The following is a 20,509-nucleotide window of genomic DNA, read 5'->3' on the forward strand; positions in this document are numbered from 1 at the left end:
CTATTTTTTATTCCGCCTATAAATTTTAAATGTAAATGAATAAGCGTGTTTAGCGTCTATGCCGTGCTCACCAAGAATTTCTTCATCCCAATCGCTTTTGTCAAATTCCGGAAAAAAGGCATCGGCATCAAACGCTGTGTGAATTTCAGTGATATACATACGGTCTATCAGGTCTTTTTCCAGAGCGAGTTTGTATATTTCACCTCCGCCTATTACACAAATTTCTTCTTTATTACGGCAGTGTTCTATGGCTTGTTCAATACTGTTTACCACTTTGCACCCGGGCGCAGTGTAGTCTTTTTTTCGGGTTATAACGATATTCTCCCTGCCTGGAAGCGGTCGGTATTTTTCGGGAATTGATTCATAGTTTTTACGACCCATAATAACCGGTTTCCCACGTGTTTTTTCTTTAAAAAACGCCATATCATCCGGTAGATTCCAAATTAGATCATTGTCTTTCCCAATAGCTTGATTTTCCGCGACAGCGGCAACAATAGTTACAATCATTCTTAAACGGCTATTGGTGCTTTAATGGTAGGCAATGGATCGTAATTAACCAATTCAAAATCTTCAAACTTAAAATCGAAAATATTGGCAACCTTGTGGTTAATTTTCATTTGTGGCAAATGTCTCGGACTTCGCGAAAGCTGTTCTTTGACCTGCTCAAAATGATTGGAGTAAATATGTGCATCGCCAAAGGAATGTACAAAATCGCCCGGTTTTAAGTTGCAAACCTGGGCTACCATTAGCGTAAGCAGAGCGTAAGAGGCAATATTAAACGGAACACCAAGAAAAGTGTCAGCACTGCGTTGATAAAGCTGGCAACTTAATTTTCCATCGGCTACATAAAATTGGAAAAGTGAATGGCAGGGTGGAAGAGCCATATCATCTACCAATGCCGGATTCCAGGCAGTTACGATGTGACGGCGGCTGTATGGATTTGATTTGATGTTCTCAATAAGTTTAGAAATCTGGTCGATATGCTCACCGTTAGGTGCCGGCCAGCTGCGCCATTGATAGCCATACACGGGGCCAAGATCGCCATTTTCGTCAGCCCAATCATCCCAGATTTTAACACCGTTTTCTTTTAAATAAGCAATGTTTGTATCGCCTTTCAAAAACCAAAGAAGCTCATGGATGATACTGCGCAAATGGAGTTTTTTGGTAGTAACCATCGGAAAACCTTCCGAAAGATCAAACCGCATTTGATAACCAAAAACGCTTCTGATTCCGGTTCCGGTTCTATCGGGCTTGTCCACACCATTTTTCATAATGTGGGTGAGCATGTTGAGATAAGCTTGCATGAAAATTTAATTTGCCCAAAAATAAAGAAAGCAGGCCTCAAGACGAAGCCATGTTAATAAGATTTGACAAGTTGTTTTGAGCTTCAAGCTGCAAGCCGAAAGCTGCAAGACTTGAATTAGCCGCAAGTCACCTTGAAGCCTGAAGCTTACGGCTTAAAGCTTTTTTAAAATTATTTCTCCTACACAAGTGATTCCATAAGTGCACTTTCCCTAATTTCTTTTGGCCTGTGTTTGTGTTTAAACAACACCATAAATAAAAGAGCGACAACCAAGGAGTAGCCTGCAAATGAAAGCCATATTCCTGTCCAGTCTTTGCTTCTATCGGGGTTGGTGAAAAATTCTTCTATCACATATCCACTCACTGCACTTCCCAATATGGCTCCAAACCCATTGGTCATCATCATAAATAAACCTTGAGCACTTGCTCTAATGCTTGAATCACTTTGTGTTTCTACAAAAAGAGAACCCGAAATATTGAAAAAATCAAATGCCATACCGTACACGATGCATGACAATATGATCATCCATAACCCATCGCCGGGGTTGCCATAAGCGAATAAGCCAAACCTCAATACCCAGGCAAACATACTGAAGAGCATCACCTTTTTAATGCCAAATCTTTTTAGAAAGAATGGAATGGCTAGGATAAATAGTGTTTCAGAAATTTGAGAAATAGACATGATGATGGCCGGATATTTCACTGCAATCAAATCCTTGTATTTGTCTACAGAAGCAAAGTCATGTAAAAAGGTATCACCATAAGCATTAGTCAATTGGAGTGCTGCTCCGAGTAATAATGCAAACATGAAAAAGATCGCCATCTTCTTTTCTTTAAATAGAGAAAAGGCCGAGAGTCCAAGCGCTTCTAATGTGGAAGTAGCTTTTGCACGATTGAGTAGCGGAGGACATTTGGGCAGTGTAAAAGCATATAATCCCAGTAACAAAGCCGCCCCCGAAGCAATATAAAATTGATTGGCAGAAGTCTCATAATGCAATAAGCTCACCGTCCAAAGTGCAGCAATAAATCCAATTGTTCCCCACACCCTGATTGGCGGATAATCTATTACCACATCTTTCCCTGCTTTTTTTAATGCGGAATAAGCTATTGCAATGGACAAAGAAATTGTTGGCATGTAGAAACACATGTTTAATAGCATTACCCAAAAGAGGGTAACGGGATCTTGAATCAATGGAAGTGAAAAAAGAACTACAGCTCCCAGAATATGTGCAATACCATATAGTTTTTCAGCATTGACCCACTTATCAGCAATAATACCTAAGAGTGCAGGCATAAATAGCGAAGCAATGCCCATGGTAGAAAAAAGTGCACCAAAGGCAGAACCTGTCCATACCGATACCTTGGTGATCGGGTCTAAAACCGGATATAAATTTGGCAATGTTTGAAACCAATAAGCACCAATAGTAATTAGCCAGGAACTCCACACAAAAAATTGTAGAAAGTTCATTATGATAAGACGAAGCTTAAGACTCATAAGTGATGAAATAGATAGTGGTTTGAAATAAAGTGGATCAAAAAAAAGAGGAAAGATAAACCAATTGAGTTAAGAATAACAAACGTTTTTTATTCTGATGTTGGAAGATGGATGTTGGAGGTTGGATGGCGTGCTTCCCTTATGGGCTGAGGCGGAAGAATGATGTTGGATGCTGAAAAAAGTTCAGGATCACGCAGTTGTTGTAGGTTGGAGCTGCCTATTGGAGCCTATCATCCTTGCCTATATGGCCCTACGGTCATCTAATCTCTACACACATCGTGAATGAAAGTTAAACTATAAGAATTTCAAACTACCAAACACCTGCTTCTTAACCCCTTCCCGCGCCCCAACCCTAAAGGGAGGTCACCGCTCACCTTATCCAAAATAAGTAGTTGTCTCATTTTTAAAGCTTTCTAGGCATTCCTAGAATAAGTCTTTTTACGGAACGTTGATGTGTGCGGCGGAAACTCCTTTTAAAGTTGTGGCGCGCGTAAGCATTGATAAATAGTTGTTTGATGTTTTTAAAAAAAAGATATTTATGTAATTATTCTTGCAATTTCAACCACTATTATACTAACCCAAATTGATTTAAAGCAAAAAGATGTGTGTAGAGATTAGTACGGTCATGAATCGTTGCACTAAGTTGCCTATTACTCCCTACGGTCATGAGATCGTTGCACTAAGTTGCCTATTGCAAATTGCCTATTTCTTCTTGCGCTTCTTCAATTCGTCGCGCAATTTTGAAGCTTTTTCGTAATCTTCCCTCTCCAAGGCTAATTCTAATTGTTTTTCTAAGTCGGCAAGAGTGTCAGCTTCACCTGCATCGAGCTCCGATACTTCTTCCATAGAGAAGTTACTGGTCTCATCTTCAGCTCCCTCATCTTCTTCGTCAATAATTATACCGGCTGATCCCAGAATAAAGTCATGGGTGTAAATGGGTTTTTCACATCTCAGAGCAATTGCAACCGCATCGCTCGAGCGTGCATCAATCTCCAGATTTTTAGCTCCTTGCGAACAAATAATCTTCGCAAAAAATATTCCTTCTACCAAATTGTAAATGACTACTTCATGCATTACAATATCAAAACTATCGAGAAAGCTCTTAAAAAGATCGTGCGTCAGCGGACGGCTGGGAGTCATCTTTTCCAAGGGAATTGCTATAGCCTGTGCTTCCGCACCACCAATAATAATAGGCAGCCTTCTGTTACCACTTTTCTCTTTCAGAATAAGCGCGTAGGCTCCCGTTTGGGTTTGGCTGTAGGAGAGACCGACTACTTTGAGTTCAATTTTATCCATTCAGCAGTGTAGAGACTGTTTTCAAATTTATTTTACTAATTTGCAAGTGCAAAGCTAATTTCGATTTATGCCAATTCAAAATATAGGCTTTGCTTTCTTACGGAATAGCCATTTAAAAATCCAAAATGTTCTTCATTCGTAAAAAAAAGAAGAACAGATATGGATCGAAAATGAAATATCTAAATTAAGGAAAAAATTTGATTAGTTATTGGCCTTAAATTTTTTCACGGCTGCGGTCAGTCGCGGAAGTACTTCAAAAGCATCTCCAACTACGCCATAATCAGCAGCTTTAAAGAACGGCGCTTCAGGGTCGGTATTGATTACAACGATAGTTTGACTATTATTCACACCGGCCAAATGCTGGATTGCACCGGATATTCCAGCAGCAATGTACAAGTTTGGTCTGATGGCAATACCTGTTTGCCCAACGTGCTCATGGTGGGGGCGCCAATCCATATCGGCTACCGGGCGCGAGCAGGCAGTGGCTGCACCGAGTGCTTTGGCCAAATCTTCTACAATACCCCAATTTTCCGGCCCCTTCAGGCCACGACCGGCCGAGACAACTAAATCTGCTTCGGGAAGTGGAATTCCGTCTCCACTATCCATTTTCATTTCTTTTACTTTGATTTTTCCCTCAGCAGCATCTGGAGTAAAACTTTCTACCTGAGCAGTTTCGCCACCTTTTACCGGCTTAATGCTATTTGGCATTAGCGATATAATCTTGATTTCTGTCTTTATGGCATTTTTTGAAAATGCCTTACCGGAGAAAACACTTTTTGTAACAGTAAAGTTATCGCCATCCATCTCGGGAAGTTCTGTAGCACCTGTAACCAAACCTGCTTGCAGGCGGGCAGATAAGCGAGGAGCCAAACTTTTACCCAACGGATCGAAAGAGAAAATGATCACTTTTGCTCCTTCTTTCTCTACAGCCGCAGCACCCATTGCGGTGAGCTGCTCGTCGTTGTCTTCTTTTATATTTTTATTAACCAATACTTTGGTTGCTCCATAATTACCTAAAGCGGCAAGATCAGAGTCAGACACATCACCATAGGTTAAAACCGTAACGGTAGATGAACTTTTATCGGCTATTTGTTTTCCGTAATACACAGCTTCATAAGCTGCTTTGGCAATTTTGCCTTTTGGGGCATCTGCAAATACGAGTATAGACATATCTTTAAATTTTCTTTTGCGGGTTCTTAAATTACTTTGGCTTCGTTGTGAAGCAGCTCTACCAATTCGTCCATATTATCAGGATCGATTAGTTTTACCGAACCTTTTTCGGGCGGAAGGGTAAAGCTTACGGTTTCAGTAAGCGATTTTACTTCTGCAGGCTCAATAACCTCAAGCTGTTTGGTGCGGGCAGCCATAATACCACGCATATTTGGAATGCGTTGTTCTGCCATTCCTTTGGCGCAGCTAACTACCATTGGCAGCGGTCCTTCCACTACTTCAACTCCACCTTGAATATCGCGTTCAAGCGTTGCTGTTTGTCCTTCTACCTCAAGCTTGCTGGCTATAGAAACGTAAGGCTGACCAAGTAATTCGGCTATCATTCCACCTACCTGTGCCCCATTGTAATTAATGGTTTCCTTTCCGGTTAGGATAAGGTCAAACCCTTTGTCTTTAGCATATTCGGCGATTTGTTTTGCTGTAAAGTAGGCATCTCCGGCATCGGCGTTTACACGTACTGCGCCGTCTGCTCCAATGGCGAGTGCCTTGCGAATAATCGGATCGTGATCAGCACCGCCAACAGTAATGGTTGTTACAGTTCCGCCGGCTTTTTCTTTAAGCTCAAGTCCGCGCACAAGCGCGTACCACTCATCATAAGGATTAACAATAAATTGAACTTTATCTTCATTAAACTTTGTGTTATTGTCAGTAAAGCTAATTTTGGTTGTGGTATCCGGGGCTTTGCTGATACATACTAGTATTTTCATGGTATATATTTTTTGTCGGAGTTCATTTAAGAGCACAAAAGTAAGATTTATGCGGTGAACTCTTGCTATGAAGTTTTTTGTATTTCTACAAAGGTATGCATGCATAACAAATTAGCAAGGTGAATGTTGCATTTGATTGAATTAGGAGATGTTAAAATAAGGCTTGCCAATGTTGTCTGAAACTAAACCAATCAGAATATACGGGATTCTGATTTTAGCTAAAAATGATGTAACTTTGATTAAAGATCAATTTAAATGGATATTCAATCAAGGAAAATAGTATTTATTCAAGAGTTTTTAAAAGTAAATGATGAGGAAGTAATTTCTCTTCTTGAAAAAATATTGGGCAGTATTAATAAACATCCATCAGAGGATGACTTCACCCCCATGTCAGTTCAGGAATTCCACGATAGAATTGACAAATCGATGAAGGATTCTTCAGAAGGACGTTTAATAAAAGCAAGTGATCTTAAGGAAAGAATCAAAAAATGGACTTAGAATTATTTTGGACGGAATTTGCAGAAAGTGAGCTTCAAAGAATTTTCAAGTACTATAATGATATAGCAAGTTATCGTGTTGCCTATAAGATTGTTAATGAGATATTAGATGAACCAGAGATATTAAAAACACACCCGGAAATAGGTCAATTAGAAGAACTACTTGCGGGTAAAGTGGAAGGATTTAGATACTTAGTGTACCGAAACCATCATAAAATTATCTATTGGGTTAATTCGGAAGAAAATAGAATTGAGATTGTTGATGTTTTTGATGTTCGGCAATATCCTGAAAAAATCAAGAGGACTATTTAGGGATCAGTATCAATTAAACTTCTAAACTCTTTATAAAATCATCCGATTCTTCTCTCTTAAACTCATTTGGAATGCATACTCAATGATATAAATTTAAGGCTTGATAATTAATGCATTATAGTGAAAACATTTTTAAATTAAGGAACACCATTAAAAACAACCAACCAAATTCAGTTTTATTAAAATACGAAAGAGAAAAGGGAGAAGGAATGAAACAACATGTATTCCTGCTCTCAATAATATTACTGCCACTAATATGCTCAATCCGGTAAGAAAGCATTCAGCAGGAATCAATAATCATTGGCTAATGCATAAAACATTAATCCGGTTAATAGAATATAATTTCTAATTTTGCTCCCACTCAAAAAGAAATCATGAGAGAAATACAATTCAGAGAAGCGGTTAACGAAGCCATGAGCGAAGAAATGCGCAATGACGACCGCGTGTTTTTGATGGGCGAAGAAGTCGCTGAATACAATGGTGCCTACAAAGCGAGTAAAGGTATGCTCGATGAGTTTGGCCCAAAACGCGTTATCGATACCCCAATTAGTGAACTCGGTTTTACAGGTATTGGCGTAGGTGCTGCAATGAACGGCCTTAGACCAATAATAGAATTTATGACCTGGAACTTCGCTGTTCTTGCCGCTGATCAAATTATTAATTCGGCTGCAAAAATGCTGCAAATGAGCGGTGGCCAATTTAATGTGCCTATTGTTTTTCGTGGTCCAAACGGCCCTGCCGGACAACTTGCTGCCACGCACTCATCAAGCTTTGAGGCTATGTACGCGCATATTCCAGGACTTAAAGTAGCTACTCCATTTACCCCATACGATGCCAAAGGCTTGCTAAAGGCGGCCATTCGCGATAACGATCCCGTTCTTATTATGGAATCTGAAAAAATGTATGGCGATAAAGGCGAAGTTCCTGAAGGAGAATACATCATTCCACTCGGTGTAGCCGAAGTGATGAAGAAAGGAAAGGACGTTACAATTGTTGGTTACGGAAAAATTCTGAAAGTAGCTTTAGAAGCTGCCGAAGTGCTTAAAAACGAAGGAATAGAAGTAGAGATTATCAATCTGCGCACCATTCGTCCGCTTGATATCGACACGATTATTCAAAGCGTAAAGAAAACCAATAGATTGGTAATCTTAGATGAAGATGTACCATTCGCAGGTGTTTCTGCAGAGATATCTCACCGTGTACAACGTCTTGCTTTTGATTATCTGGATGCACCTGTTCACCGAATTACTTTGGCTGATACACCTTTTGCTTTTGCGATTCCACTTATTGAAGAGGCACTCCCAAATGTGAAGCGTACTGTAAAAGCGGTTAAAGAAGTGATGTACATAGCAAAATAAAAATTTTTCAACTAATTTAAGTCTTTAGTCAGCTCTTTCGCGGATGCCTTTTTTTACTAAAACGATCTGTAAGTAAAGCATTAAAATTTAACTAGATTCTGTCTTTAAAATTAAGTGACTGGATCAAGAAGTTCAATAGCAAGGCGCACGTAGGGTTGAAAATCAAGGAGTTGACCCTTGTCAATGACTGTTTTCAAGACAAGTGCAACGCCGATAGTGGACTTTTTGGACAGGCACTAACTTATATTTGCAACCTATCTCATCTATTCCTATTTTTGCGCTCCTTTAAAATGGGTAATTAACAAAACTATTATGAACTTTTTGTACGAAAACATGATCTATTTGATACCGGTCATGGGAATTATTGGCCTGATCGTTATGGCCGTTAAGTCATCTTGGGTAACTAAGCAAGATGCGGGTGATGCCTCAATGGCACAATTAGCAAAATACATTGCCGATGGAGCAATGGCATTTTTGAAAGCCGAATGGAAGGTAATGACGTATTTCGTTGTTATTGCCGGATTGCTGCTCGCCTATTCAGGCACTCTTGTGGAGCATTCAAGCCCTATTATCGCCATTGCATTCGTAATTGGTGCGGTACTATCAGCTTTCGCCGGATTTATAGGTATGCGCATTGCTACAAAAACCAACGTCCGTACTACACAAGCCGCCCGTACCAGTTTGGTTCAGGCATTGAAAGTTTCTTTTAATGGTGGTTCTGTAATCGGTCTCGGTGTTGCCGGATTGGCTGTACTCGGTATGGGATCGCTTTTCATTATATTGTATCATTATTTTGTTCCCGAAGGAGCATTAATGACTGGTCCTGAAATGAGAACAGCCATCGAAGTTTTGGCTGGCTTCTCTCTTGGAGCCGAGTCTATTGCTCTTTTTGCGCGTGTAGGTGGTGGTATCTATACCAAAGCTGCCGATGTTGGTGCCGATCTTGTTGGAAAAGTTGAAGCGGGTATTCCCGAAGATGATCCACGAAATCCTGCCACCATTGCAGATAATGTTGGAGACAACGTAGGTGATGTAGCCGGAATGGGCGCCGACTTATTCGGTTCATACGTAGCTACAATTCTTGCTACAATGGTTTTGGGTCAGGAAATGACTTCCAATGATAATTTTGGCGGTATGGCCCCCATACTTTTGCCAATGGTAATCGCTGGTTTGGGTCTTATTTTCTCTATTCTGGCTATGGGGCTTGTGCGTATTTCGGGCGAAAACAGCTCGGTGCAAGCCGCTCTTAACCGCGGTAACTGGGCATCTATAATTATGGTGGTCCTGGTTGCTTATCCTTTAACTACCTGGATGCTTCCCGAAACTTTAAGCCTTCGCGGATATGAATTCACAAATGTAGATGTATTCCTTGCTATTCTGGTCGGTTCTATAGTAGGAGCCTTGATGAGTTGGGTTACAGAGTTTTATACGTCAATGGGTAAGCGTCCGGTAAATAGCATTATTCAGCAATCATCTACCGGTCACGCTACAAATATTATCGGCGGTTTGGCTATGGGTATGCAATCTACTGTAGCTCCTATTCTTATTCTGGCTGCCGGTATTATCTTTTCTTACACTTTCGCAGGTCTTTATGGTGTTGCTATCGCAGCAGCTGGTATGATGGCCACCACGGCTATGCAGCTGGCTATTGATGGGTTTGGCCCTATAGCAGATAATGCGGGTGGTATTGCCGAAATGAGCGGTTTGCCTGAAGAGGTTCGCGGACGAACAGATAATCTTGATGCCGTAGGAAATACTACTGCAGCTACCGGAAAAGGATTTGCAATTGCATCTGCTGCACTTACAGCGCTTGCCCTTTTTGCCGCCTTTGTGGGTATTGCAGGTATCGACTCTATTGATATTTACAAAGCGCCCGTTTTGGCTATGCTTTTTGTTGGTGGTATGATTCCATTTATCTTTTCATCGCTTTGTATCTCGGCTGTAGGTCGCGCTGCTATGGCGATGGTGCGGGAAGTACGTCGTCAGTTTAAAGAAATTCCGGGAATAATGGAAGGTACTGCCACTCCCGAATATGAAAAATGTGTTGATATTTCAACCAAAGCTTCAATCCGTGAAATGGTTCTTCCGGGGGCTATTGCTATTCTTGCTCCCGTATTGGTTGGTTTTGGTTTTCTGGGGGTTTTTCCTGAAACGTCTTCAGCCGAAATGTTGGGTGGTTTACTTGCAGGTATTACCGTGAGTGGTGTATTGATGGGGATTTTCCAAAACAATGCCGGTGGTGCATGGGATAATGCCAAAAAATCTTTTGAAGCCGGAGTAATGGTAGATGGTAAAATGGAATATAAAGGTTCTGAAGCACACAAAGCTTCTGTAACCGGAGATACTGTTGGAGATCCATTCAAAGATACTTCAGGGCCTTCTATGAATATCCTTATTAAACTTACCTCAATTGTTGCTTTGATTATTGCTCCCCATATCGCTGTAGATTCTGCTAACGGTGGAATGATCAACAACGAATCTTCTATTATTGGAACCGATGGCAGTTCAAATGAAAGAACAATCACTGATGGTTTTGAGGTTACGCCAAGCAACAGTTCATTTACCTGGGTGGCTAAAAAAGTTACCGGCCAGCACAATGGAAGCATTCACGCCATAGGTAAAGTGGAAATGGTAGAAAATCTTTTAATAGATGCAATGTTTGAGATTGATATGGAGTCTATTAAGGTGTTGGATTTGAAAGACGCTGAAAACAATGATAAACTCACCACGCATTTAATGAGCGAAGACTTTTTTGGTGTTGATCAATATCCAACTTCATTATTCCAAATCACCAATTCTTCAAAAGACGGAACGGGTGCGTACGTTTTTGAAGGAGAGCTTACTATTAAAGGCAATAAGCAAAAAGTAAGTGGAGTGTACGATGTTATAGCGAGAGGAGATGACAATGTTATTACCGGAGCTTTTGACTTTGATAGAACTGATTACGATATAAAATACCGTTCAGGTCAGTTTTTTAGCGATCTGGGTGATAAAATGATTTATGACGAGGTTTTAATCGGTTTTGAGATAAAACATTAAGTCTATTTGGGTGATAAAAAGCTAACTCATCTTTTAAAATATTTAATGCTTAAGGCGGCTTATGTCAGCCTGTGTAAGGAGTAGTTCTTCGGGGCTGCTCCTTATTTTTTATATGGGTTTTTAATTTCATTTCCCATTCGCCGTACACGCAATTCACTTCGTTCAAAAGGCAAAACCAACTGCAACGCCATTTGATAAACAACAATAGGCAACGCTTTTGAACTTTTGGGATGTTTTCTAATTTCTGCATTGTATATTTGCCAATCGAATTTGAAACACTATGGCAACGAAGACAAAAACGCCGCAAAAAAAGGCGGACGCAGCTAAGAAAACGAAGTTTCCGAAAACCACTTATTTAAAGTGGTATGAGAGCATGCTTCTAATGCGCCGCTTTGAAGAGAAATGCGGTCAGCTTTATATTCAACAAAAATTTGGTGGATTTTGCCACCTCTATATTGGTCAGGAAGCTATCCTTGCAGGTATGGTATCGGCAATGGATAAAAACGACAGAGTAATTACTGCTTACCGCGACCACGTGCACCCCATTGCATTGGGCACCGACCCAAAATATGTAATGGCAGAGCTTTACGGAAAAACTACCGGCCTAAGTAAAGGCAAAGGTGGTTCTATGCACATGTTTGACAAGGAGCGAAATCTATTTGGTGGTCACGGAATTGTGGGTGCGCAAATAGCTATGGGTGCTGGTATCGCTTTCGCGGATATGTATCGCGGAGATAAGAACGTAACCTATTGCTTTATGGGCGATGGTGCTACCCGTCAGGGAATTTTGCACGAAACCTTTAATATGGCTATGACCTGGAAAATTCCGGTGGTGTATGTAATTGAAAATAATAATTACGCCATGGGTACTTCGGTAGCTCGAACGTCTAATGTCGTAAATCTAAGCGAATTGGGCGAGAGTTATGATATGCCTGCACTTTCGGTTGATGCTATGCGCTGCGAAGATGTTCATGAAGCTTTTGCGACAGCCGCCAAACACGCACGTGAAGGTAAAGGGCCCTTTCTTTTGGAAATGAAAACGTATCGTTACAAAGGCCACTCCATGTCTGATCCGGCAAAATACCGAACAAAAGAAGAAGTAGAATCTTATAAAGACAAAGATCCGATTACGGAAGTGAAGAAGGTTATTAAAGATCAAAAATGGATGACTGACGAAGACTTTAAGAAAATGGACAAAAAGATTAAAGAACAAGTTGATGCGAGTGTTACATTTGCTGACGAATCTCCAGATCCGGATCCAATGGAACTTTACGAAGATGTTTATACACAAGAAGATTACCCATTTATAAAAGAATAAGTTTACATGGCAGAAGTAGTTAGAATGCCCAAGCTTAGCGACACCATGGAAGAAGGTGTGGTAGCTGAATGGCATAAAAAAGTAGGCGATAACGTAGAATCCGGAGATTTGCTTGCCGAAATAGAAACCGATAAAGCAACCATGGAATTTGAATCTTTTCAGGATGGTGTGCTCCTGCATATCGGTGTTGAAAAAGGTGACTCTGCACCTGTTGACTCCATACTCGCTATCCTTGGCGAAAAAGGAGAGGATATTTCCGATTTGCTCGAGGGTGAAGGAAAAACGGATTCAAAGAAGAAAGAGAAAAAAGAAGATTCTGAAGATAAAGAAGAGAAGGAAAAGTCTGAATCACAATCTGAAGATGAATCTGCCGAATCTGAAAAAGACAAAGCCAAAAACGATTCTGAAAAAGACGGCTCTGAAGATGACGATTCTGAAGATGAGGAATCTGATGAAAAAGCTGAAAAGTCTAAAAAAGATACCGATGAAGAATCTGATAAAGAATCTGAAGATAAGTCTTCTGAAAGTACAAAACGATCGTCATCCGACGGGCGCATTATTGCTTCTCCCTTGGCCAAACGTCTTGCTTCTGAAAAGGGAATAGATATTTCTGAGGTTCAGGGCAGCGGCGACGGCGGAAGGATTATTAAGAAAGATGTAGAAAACTTTAAGCCATCTGCTAAGACTGCATCAGCAGCTTCAGCGTCCGTGCCGGGTAAAGAAAGCTATACCGAAGAAACGGTTTCGCAAATGCGTAAAACCATTGCCAAACGATTGGCAGAGAGCAAGTTTACCGCTCCGCATTTCTATCTCACAATGGAAATTGATATGGAAAATGCCATGTCTTCGCGCAAAGCCATAAACGAAGCTATTGAGCCGTCAAAAATTTCCATAAATGATATGGTTATTAAAGCGGTTGCAGCGGCCTTGAAGAAAAACCCAAAAGTGAATTCATCGTGGCTGGGCGATAAAATCAGGCACAATGAGCACGTGCATATTGGCGTTGCTGTGGCTGTTGATGAGGGACTTTTGGTTCCGGTTATTCGACATGCTGATCAAAAGTCGATGGTGAAGATTAACGAAGAAGTGGTTGATTTTGCCGGAAAGGCACGCAGCAAAAAATTGCAACCAAAAGACTGGGAAGGCAATACCTTTACCGTTTCTAACCTGGGAATGTACGGAATTGAAGAGTTTACCGCTATTATCAATCCACCCGATGCCTGCATTATGGCAATAGGTACAATTGTTGAAAAACCGGTTGTGCGTAAAGGACAAATTGTGGTAGGTCATACCATGAAAGTTACCCTTTCTTGCGATCACCGTGTGGTGGATGGCGCTGTTGGTTCACAGTTTTTGAATACATTTAAAAGATATATGGAAAACCCGGTGATGATGCTCGCAGAGTAGCCGCGCGATTTATCGCGCGGAACTCGAGTTTGGCTTTTGACCAAAAGCCGCGAGATTCATCGCGCGGAAATGAAAGCTTCATCATTTAAGAAGTAATATTGATTAAAAAGAGCCGCAACCATGCGGCTTTTTTTATTTTTACCAATTCAAGGTTCACTACTGGTTTTGACTTCATTTTTAAATAACTCGCTCGAATTCATTAAAGGCGCCGGCACGGTAAAGGCCGAGCTGCTTGCGGCCGAGCTGGGAATCAGAACTGTGGGCGATATGCTTGAGCATTATCCATTCAGATATGTGGACCGCTCGCAGATTATGACTCTGGCAGACTTGCGATCGCTCAACGATTTTGGACAGGTACGCGGAATTCTCGGCCCTCTGCGCGAAGAAGGCACCAATGTAAAAAAACGCCTTCGCGGAAGCTTTACCGATAGCACCGGAAGCATAGAGCTCATTTGGTTTAAAGGGGTGAAATGGATGAAAGAAAATCTCCTTCCGGGAAATGAATACATGCTTTACGGCAAAGTGACGAACTTTATGTCCAATCTCAATGTCGTTCATCCCGAGCTGGAGCGAATCATTGACAGCCGGATTCCCCAGGGGTACCTTCAGCCTATTTACAGTACCACCGAAAAGCTGACCAAGAGAGGATTGAGCTCAAAAGGAATTGAAAAAATTATTGAAAATATTATTAGCCGACCCGAGTTGGCTGTTGAAGAAACCTTGCCTGATTATTTGCGCGAAAGCTTGGTGCTGGTTCCTAAAAAGAAAGCCATTATTGATATTCACCGGCCAAAATCACAGGCAGATATAAATCAGGCGAGTCGCAGATTAAAATTTGAAGAGTTATTTTATATCCAGCTGGAATTGTTGCTGAAAAAAGAGTTGCGCTCCAAGCAGGTCTCGGGATTTACTTTTGAAAATGTAGGCGACTATTTCAATACATTTTACGAAAAACATTTGCCATTTGAGCTCACCAATGCGCAGAAACGCGTGCTCCGTGAAGTGCGTCGCGATATGAAGTCCGGCACTCAAATGAATCGCTTGCTTCAGGGCGATGTGGGTAGCGGAAAAACGATTGTGGCTGCGCTCGCTGCGCTAATCGCAATAGACAATGGTTTCCAGGCATGCATTATGGCACCAACCGAAATTTTGGCAGGGCAGCACTATCAAACTATTAGCGAGCTGCTGGGCGAGATGAATATCAAAATTGATTTGCTAACAGGTTCGGTAAAAACCAAGCGCCGACGCGAAATAGACGAAGCCTGCACATCGGGCGAACTGCATATTTTGATAGGCACCCATGCGCTCCTTGAAGACAAGGTGACATTCAAAAATCTGGGTCTTGCTATCATTGATGAGCAACACCGATTTGGGGTGGCGCAACGCGCAAAACTTTGGAAGAAAAACACAAGGCCACCACATATTTTGGTCATGACAGCTACGCCTATTCCGCGCACGCTTTCTATGACGCTCTATGGCGACCTCGATGTTAGCGTAATTGACGAGCTACCACCGGGAAGAAAAGACGTGCAAACCATGCATGTAAAAGACAACGCACGCCTGCGGATATTTGGTTTTATGGAAGATCAGATTCGCCGCGGCAGGCAGATTTATGTGGTTTATCCCCTAATAGAAGAGTCGAAGGTGCTCGATTTGAAAGACCTGATGGATGGGTATGAAAGCATTGCCCGTCGTTTTCCAACACCAAAATATCAAATCAGCATTGTACACGGCCGCATGAAACCTGCTGACAAGGATTTTGAAATGAACCGCTTTGTAAAAGGCGAAACCCAGATTATGGTGGCTACAACAGTTATTGAAGTTGGGGTAAACGTGCCAAATGCATCGGTCATGATTATTGAAAGTGCGCAGCGATTTGGACTTTCACAATTGCACCAGCTGCGCGGCAGGGTGGGGCGTGGTGCCGAGCAATCATACTGTGTGTTGGCTACAGACGTAAAGCTAAGTTCTGAAGCGCGCCTCCGTATGAAAACGATGTGCGAAACAAATGATGGATTTAGAATTGCCGAAGTAGATTTGAACTTGCGTGGCCCGGGCGACTTGATGGGTACCCAGCAAAGTGGAATCGTCGGTTTAAAACTCGCCGATTTGGTTACCGATGTAAAAGTGCTGCAATACGCCCGAAATACCGTTATGGATATTCTGGAAGAAGATCCTAATCTCAAGTTGGAAAAACATTTGCCGGTAAGGAAAAAAGCGATTGATATTATGAAGAATAAACCGAATTGGAGTAGGATTTCTTAATTAGCTACAAGCTTTAAGCTACAAGCTGCAAGCTTCAGGCACGCGCCCAGGCTCGCGTCCCGCGAGGCTGTTGTTACTCTGGCGTGTCGCCAGGATTTATTTAAGATATGTTAGTGTTAGAAGAGTGAATTTCCGCAAGAGTTTTCTGGAGTTGATAAATTTCATAAGGGAAAAGAGCTTAGCCATTATGTTTGGTTTCAGCTACTCGCCCAGGCTCGCGTCTCCGCGAGGCTGTTTTACTCTGGCGTCTCGCCAGAGATTGACTTAAGTAAAGTTTATTTGCAGGGAAGTCATTCCTTTAAAAAACGGTTTAGCATATGATAGTTGATCTTTCGCAATAGAACCTGGCGGGACGCCAGACAAAGCCACCCTCGCGGGACGCGAGCGTTTGCATCAATGAGAAAGTCTCGCGACAAGAGACTAAAAACCCACCAAATTCTTAGCTCGTGACTGCGAAGCGAAGCGTAGCACCAATTACCCCATTAATTTTTAGCTTTGTCGCTTAAAGTTTTTTTAAGATGAAGGTTTCTTATAACTGGCTTCAATCATACCTTAAGTTAGATCAAACTCCCGAACAAGTAGCCGAAATCCTTACAGATACCGGCCTGGAAGTGGAGAAATTGGAAAAGTGGGAATCCGTTCCAGGTGGATTGGAAGGAGTAATGGTTGGCCATGTGGTTGATTTGTGGCCACATCCAAATGCCGACAAGCTCAATGTTACAAAAGTTGATCTTGGTATTGGAGAACCTGTACAAATCGTATGTGGCGCGCCAAATGTGGCTAAAGGACAGAAAGTACTAGTAGCCACCGTTGGTACTACGCTTATGCCCGAGCCTGGCAAACCCTTTGAGATCAAAAAGGCGAAAATTCGCGGTGAAGAATCATTTGGAATGATTTGCGCAGAAGATGAACTTGGAATTGGTACAAGCCATGCGGGAATTATGGTTTTGCCTGGCGATACCAAGATGGGAATAACAGCGGCAGATTATCTGGGACTGGAAACAGATTATGTTTTTGAAATTGGCCTTACCCCAAACCGTACCGATGGATTTGGACACTATGGGGTGGCGCGCGATATAGCGGCACGATTAAGCCTCAAAAAACAGGTAGGCGCGGAGAAACCCGAACTCAAAAAGCTGGATATCTACCAAAGTGAGAAGCCAAAAATTAGTGTTGAAATAAGAGATAAGCAAGGCTGCGGTAGATATGCAGGCTTATTGATTGAAAACATAAAAGTACAACCTTCGCCAGAGTGGCTACAAAACAGATTGCGTGCTATTGGTCAGACGCCAATAAATAACGTAGTAGATATTACCAATTTTGTTTTGCACGAAATGGGTCAGCCCCTACATGCATTCGATGCGGCGAGGATTAAGGGAAACAAGATAGTTATTGACACCTTGCCAAAAGGGACAAAGTTCACCACGCTCGATGAAGTTGAACGCGTGCTTGATGAGAAAGACCTGATGATATGCAATGGCGAAGGCGGAATGTGTATTGCGGGCGTTTTTGGAGGAATTCGCAGTGGTGTATCTGATCATACGACTTCTGTATTTCTTGAAAGTGCCTGGTTTAATCCCGTTCGCATTCGCAAAACAGCGAAGCGTCACGGACTCAATACCGATGCATCGTTTAGATTTGAACGCGGCGTTGATCCAAACGGAACTGTGTTTGCCCTGAAGCGAGCAGCAAATCTGATTCTCGAGATTGCCGGAGGAGAAGTGGTTGGGCCGTTAATTGATGAGATTACAGAAATACCGCAACAAGTCGCACTCGATTTTAGTCTTGAGCGATTTAATAGCCTCGCCGGAACAAATCTCGATGAACAAGTTGTGACCGGAATTTTGAAATCGTTAGATTTTGAGATTGAATCGACAACAGCCGATAAAGTTTTTAAACTAAAAGTGCCGACTTACCGCGCAGACGTTCATCGCGAAGTAGATGTTGTGGAAGAAGTGCTGCGTATTTACGGGTACAACAACGTAGAGATGCCAGATCAAATGCGCATTTCTGTTTCAGTGGGAAAAAAACCTGCTCGTCACGAAGTTATTCAGGCGTTGGGGCAAGCTCTCGTTGGGCGCGGCTTTAGCGAAATGATGTCAAACGGACTTACCCGATCTGATTATATCAAGGAAGTAACGGGCAATCAGGATGATAAATCGCTGGTTTATATGCTTAATCCACTAAGTGAAGAGCTCGACGTTTTGCGTCCGGATCTGACAATCAGCATGCTTGAATCAGTGGCTTACAATCTAAACCGACAAGCAGATAGGCTTATGCTTTTTGAAATAGGCAAGAGCTACGAAAAAGTTGAAGACGGCTATCGGGAGACCACAAAATTGGCAATTGCTTTGGCTGGTACGCGTTTCCGCGAAAGCTGGAGCAGTCCTGCCGATGCATCTGATTCTTCAGATTTGCGCGGACATATCAATGCCGTTTTTCAAATCATGGGTCTTGAAGCAAGCTTCGGCGATTCGGGTAAAAACCCTTTTTACGGAAGTGCGGTGAGCGTGCATTTGCGGAGGAAAAATATTGGGATTTTAGGAAGTATTTCAAAAAAAGCCATGAAGCGATACGGCATAAAGCGCGATGTGCTTGTTGCAGAATTTGACTTGGACTCTTGTTTGAAAGCCATTGGCCACGCCAGTAAAACTCTTACGTCTCTCACCAAGTTCCCGTCAGTTCGCCGCGATTTATCGCTCTTGCTTAACGAGAATGTGGGCTTTGAGGAGATTGAAAAAATAGCTTATGCTAAGGCCGGGAAATTCATAAAAGAGATCGGCTTATTTGATGTGTATGAAGGCAAGAGCCTGCCTACAGGCAAGAAAAGCTATGCCGTGAGTTTTGTTCTTCAGGATGAAAATAAAACATTGAATGATAAACAGATAGATAAAACCATGAAATCTATCCAATCTGAATTAGAAACAGTTCTTGGAGCAAGTTTACGCTAATGCAAAATGCCGGGTACTTATTTGGAAGGTTTTGGATAAAGCTTGGCATCAAGCTTTTCTACCGCCGGATTGAGATTCATGGATTTGAAAATTATCCTGCTGAAGGGCCTGTTTTACTCGCGCCAAACCATCAGAATGCATTTATGGATGCGCTAATTCCGGCAGTTTTTGCACCGCGCCCAATCCACTTCCTGGTGCGTGCCGATGTTTTTAAGTCAAAGTTTGCCAGTTATCTTTTTAATTCCGTCAATATGATGCCGGTTTACCGGCAACGTGACGGAATTGCCAACCTCACCAAAAACGATGAGGTGTTTGAGCGCTGCTTTAAAATATTGCGGGCCAATGGAACATTGCTTATTTTTCCTGAAGCGACTCATCTTGGTGTACGGAGACTTCGAAATTTGAGTAAAGGGTTTACCCGTATTGCGTTTGGAGCCCTTAATGAACACGAAGATTTAAATATACAGATTGTACCGGTAGGTCTTAATTACAGCAATTATTCAGATTCGCAATCGCGGTTGATAGTCAACTTTGGAAAATCTTTATCCATACAAGATTATTTACCGCTTTACGCCGAAAATCCGGCAAAGGCAATGGCAAACCTGCGTACAGATGTGCAGGAAAGGCTCGAAAATGAAATTGTACACATTGAGCGAGAAGATGCCGGAAGAGCTTTTGATATTGAGCTTGATCGTCTGTGGCCTTTTTACTTGCAACGTGCTCAAGGTTTTTCGCAACCTGTAAACCAGCATCAATTCTATAAAAATCGAGAGCAAAGTATTCAAAAAATTGCTCCTGACAATGTGTATTTCAGGCGGATAAAAATTTACGATATCGAAATGAAAAAGCGGCGCTTGCGTGCTCCCTTCTTTTTTATCGGCCAGAAAGATCCGGGATATTGGGTAATCCAAAACATTCTTTTATTGCTTTTCCTTCCTATTTTTCTTTTGTCGTGGATCATGCATGCCCCATCCTACTTCCTCATTCGCGGAATATTGAAAAAATATGTAGACGACCGGCAGTTTCACAGCTCTATAAAGTTGATTGGCAGCATTTTACTCTTTCCCGTATTCATGATAGTCTATGCTGTTTTTGCAGCTTATTTTACGGGGCGACCTCTGCTTTCTGTTTCGGCAGTCTTACTGTTTTTTCCCTTAAGCGTGTTTATTATTAGAGAGTTACGGCTGCCATATCGGTACGCAATGACCATGTGGAATATGCTTTTTTTGCGTGCCTTCAAGCCCGAATTATACAAGTATTTAAAGCAGATAGAAGAAGATGTGCTGCCTAAAGCTTCCGCAAATGCCAATGGAGCTTATGCCGAAAAATAAA

General features: G+C 41.9%; 15 protein-coding genes. 9 read left to right on the forward strand and 6 right to left on the reverse strand.

The genetic code is table 11. The features are described 5' to 3' along the window. The 6 genes from G3O08_RS10855 to G3O08_RS10880 form a co-directional block, all read right to left on the reverse strand. The gene (locus tag G3O08_RS10855) at positions 1 to 507 is read right to left on the reverse strand and encodes a dihydrofolate reductase (RefSeq protein WP_163285392.1); all 507 of its coding nucleotides are present in this window, start codon (positions 505 to 507) and stop codon (positions 1 to 3) included. Positions 508 to 509: 2 nt separating this feature from the next. After that, positions 510 to 1,304 carry a thymidylate synthase gene (locus tag G3O08_RS10860; protein WP_163285393.1) on the reverse strand — a complete coding sequence of 265 codons (795 nt, stop codon included), beginning with the start codon at positions 1,302 to 1,304 and terminating at the stop codon, positions 510 to 512. Positions 1,305 to 1,483: 179 nt separating this feature from the next. Then, positions 1,484 to 2,797, reverse strand: coding sequence for a nucleoside permease (locus G3O08_RS10865; protein ID WP_163285394.1), 1,314 nt, complete (start codon positions 2,795 to 2,797; stop codon positions 1,484 to 1,486). 702 nt (positions 2,798 to 3,499) lie between these two features. Continuing rightward, on the reverse strand, positions 3,500 to 4,093 hold the full coding sequence (locus G3O08_RS10870) for a bifunctional nuclease family protein (protein ID WP_163285395.1): 594 nt from the start codon (positions 4,091 to 4,093) through the stop codon (positions 3,500 to 3,502). Positions 4,094 to 4,294: 201 nt separating this feature from the next. Then, a complete protein-coding gene (locus tag G3O08_RS10875) occupies positions 4,295 to 5,263 on the reverse strand; it encodes an electron transfer flavoprotein subunit alpha/FixB family protein (RefSeq protein WP_163285396.1) in 969 nt (322 codons plus the stop codon). Between the two features lie 26 nt (positions 5,264 to 5,289). Then, positions 5,290 to 6,030 (reverse strand): electron transfer flavoprotein subunit beta/FixA family protein, encoded by a 741-nt coding sequence (locus tag G3O08_RS10880; protein WP_163285397.1) that lies wholly within the window; start codon positions 6,028 to 6,030, stop codon positions 5,290 to 5,292. Between the two features lie 255 nt (positions 6,031 to 6,285). Between G3O08_RS10880 and G3O08_RS10885 the strand changes: the two genes are divergently transcribed. From G3O08_RS10885 to G3O08_RS10925, 9 genes are all read left to right on the forward strand, one after another. After that, on the forward strand, positions 6,286 to 6,528 hold the full coding sequence (locus G3O08_RS10885) for a hypothetical protein (protein WP_163285398.1): 243 nt from the start codon (positions 6,286 to 6,288) through the stop codon (positions 6,526 to 6,528). Beyond that, a complete protein-coding gene (locus G3O08_RS10890) occupies positions 6,519 to 6,839 on the forward strand; it encodes a type II toxin-antitoxin system RelE/ParE family toxin (RefSeq protein ID WP_163285399.1) in 321 nt (106 codons plus the stop codon). Before G3O08_RS10885 ends, G3O08_RS10890 begins: the two co-directional genes overlap by 10 nt. A gap of 374 nt (positions 6,840 to 7,213) precedes the next feature. Beyond that, the gene (locus tag G3O08_RS10895) at positions 7,214 to 8,197 is read left to right on the forward strand and encodes a pyruvate dehydrogenase complex E1 component subunit beta (RefSeq protein WP_163285400.1); all 984 of its coding nucleotides are present in this window, start codon (positions 7,214 to 7,216) and stop codon (positions 8,195 to 8,197) included. 312 nt (positions 8,198 to 8,509) lie between these two features. After that, positions 8,510 to 11,236: a sodium-translocating pyrophosphatase gene (locus tag G3O08_RS10900; protein ID WP_163285401.1), complete on the forward strand. Its 2,727-nt coding sequence runs from the start codon at positions 8,510 to 8,512 to the stop codon at positions 11,234 to 11,236. Between the two features lie 280 nt (positions 11,237 to 11,516). Beyond that, positions 11,517 to 12,554 carry a pyruvate dehydrogenase (acetyl-transferring) E1 component subunit alpha gene (gene pdhA / locus G3O08_RS10905; RefSeq protein WP_163285402.1) on the forward strand — a complete coding sequence of 346 codons (1,038 nt, stop codon included), beginning with the start codon at positions 11,517 to 11,519 and terminating at the stop codon, positions 12,552 to 12,554. A 6-nt stretch (positions 12,555 to 12,560) separates the two neighbouring features. Continuing rightward, on the forward strand, positions 12,561 to 13,961 hold the full coding sequence (locus G3O08_RS10910) for a pyruvate dehydrogenase complex dihydrolipoamide acetyltransferase (protein ID WP_163285403.1): 1,401 nt from the start codon (positions 12,561 to 12,563) through the stop codon (positions 13,959 to 13,961). 120 nt (positions 13,962 to 14,081) lie between these two features. After that, positions 14,082 to 16,226, forward strand: a complete 2,145-nt coding sequence (recG, locus tag G3O08_RS10915; protein WP_163285404.1) for an ATP-dependent DNA helicase RecG — start codon at positions 14,082 to 14,084, stop codon at positions 16,224 to 16,226. Positions 16,227 to 16,744: 518 nt separating this feature from the next. Continuing rightward, positions 16,745 to 19,177 carry a phenylalanine--tRNA ligase subunit beta gene (pheT, locus tag G3O08_RS10920; protein WP_163285405.1) on the forward strand — a complete coding sequence of 811 codons (2,433 nt, stop codon included), beginning with the start codon at positions 16,745 to 16,747 and terminating at the stop codon, positions 19,175 to 19,177. Next, positions 19,177 to 20,508 (forward strand): lysophospholipid acyltransferase family protein, encoded by a 1,332-nt coding sequence (locus G3O08_RS10925; protein ID WP_163285406.1) that lies wholly within the window; start codon positions 19,177 to 19,179, stop codon positions 20,506 to 20,508. The genes pheT and G3O08_RS10925 overlap by 1 nt, the downstream gene beginning before the upstream one ends. The last annotated feature ends 1 nt before the right edge of the window (position 20,509 follow it).

The sequence above is a fragment of the Cryomorpha ignava genome (assembly GCF_010686655.1).
Taxonomy (GTDB): domain Bacteria; phylum Bacteroidota; class Bacteroidia; order Flavobacteriales_D; family Cryomorphaceae; genus Cryomorpha; species Cryomorpha ignava.

Coding starts and splice junctions, on each gene's coding strand:
- pheT (WP_163285405.1), top strand. CDS start 16,745: ATGAAGGTTTCTTATAACTGGCTTCAATCATACCTTAAGTTAGATCAA.
- recG (WP_163285404.1), top strand. CDS start 14,082: ATGCGGCTTTTTTTATTTTTACCAATTCAAGGTTCACTACTGGTTTTG.
- G3O08_RS10895 (WP_163285400.1), top strand. CDS start 7,214: ATGAGAGAAATACAATTCAGAGAAGCGGTTAACGAAGCCATGAGCGAA.
- G3O08_RS10900 (WP_163285401.1), top strand. CDS start 8,510: ATGAACTTTTTGTACGAAAACATGATCTATTTGATACCGGTCATGGGA.
- G3O08_RS10885 (WP_163285398.1), top strand. CDS start 6,286: ATGGATATTCAATCAAGGAAAATAGTATTTATTCAAGAGTTTTTAAAA.
- G3O08_RS10910 (WP_163285403.1), top strand. CDS start 12,561: ATGGCAGAAGTAGTTAGAATGCCCAAGCTTAGCGACACCATGGAAGAA.
- G3O08_RS10880 (WP_163285397.1), bottom strand. CDS start 6,030: ATGAAAATACTAGTATGTATCAGCAAAGCCCCGGATACCACAACCAAA.
- G3O08_RS10865 (WP_163285394.1), bottom strand. CDS start 2,797: ATGAGTCTTAAGCTTCGTCTTATCATAATGAACTTTCTACAATTTTTT.
- G3O08_RS10855 (WP_163285392.1), bottom strand. CDS start 507: ATGATTGTAACTATTGTTGCCGCTGTCGCGGAAAATCAAGCTATTGGG.
- G3O08_RS10875 (WP_163285396.1), bottom strand. CDS start 5,263: ATGTCTATACTCGTATTTGCAGATGCCCCAAAAGGCAAAATTGCCAAA.
- G3O08_RS10890 (WP_163285399.1), top strand. CDS start 6,519: ATGGACTTAGAATTATTTTGGACGGAATTTGCAGAAAGTGAGCTTCAA.
- G3O08_RS10870 (WP_163285395.1), bottom strand. CDS start 4,093: ATGGATAAAATTGAACTCAAAGTAGTCGGTCTCTCCTACAGCCAAACC.
- G3O08_RS10860 (WP_163285393.1), bottom strand. CDS start 1,304: ATGCAAGCTTATCTCAACATGCTCACCCACATTATGAAAAATGGTGTG.
- G3O08_RS10925 (WP_163285406.1), top strand. CDS start 19,177: ATGCAAAATGCCGGGTACTTATTTGGAAGGTTTTGGATAAAGCTTGGC.
- pdhA (WP_163285402.1), top strand. CDS start 11,517: ATGGCAACGAAGACAAAAACGCCGCAAAAAAAGGCGGACGCAGCTAAG.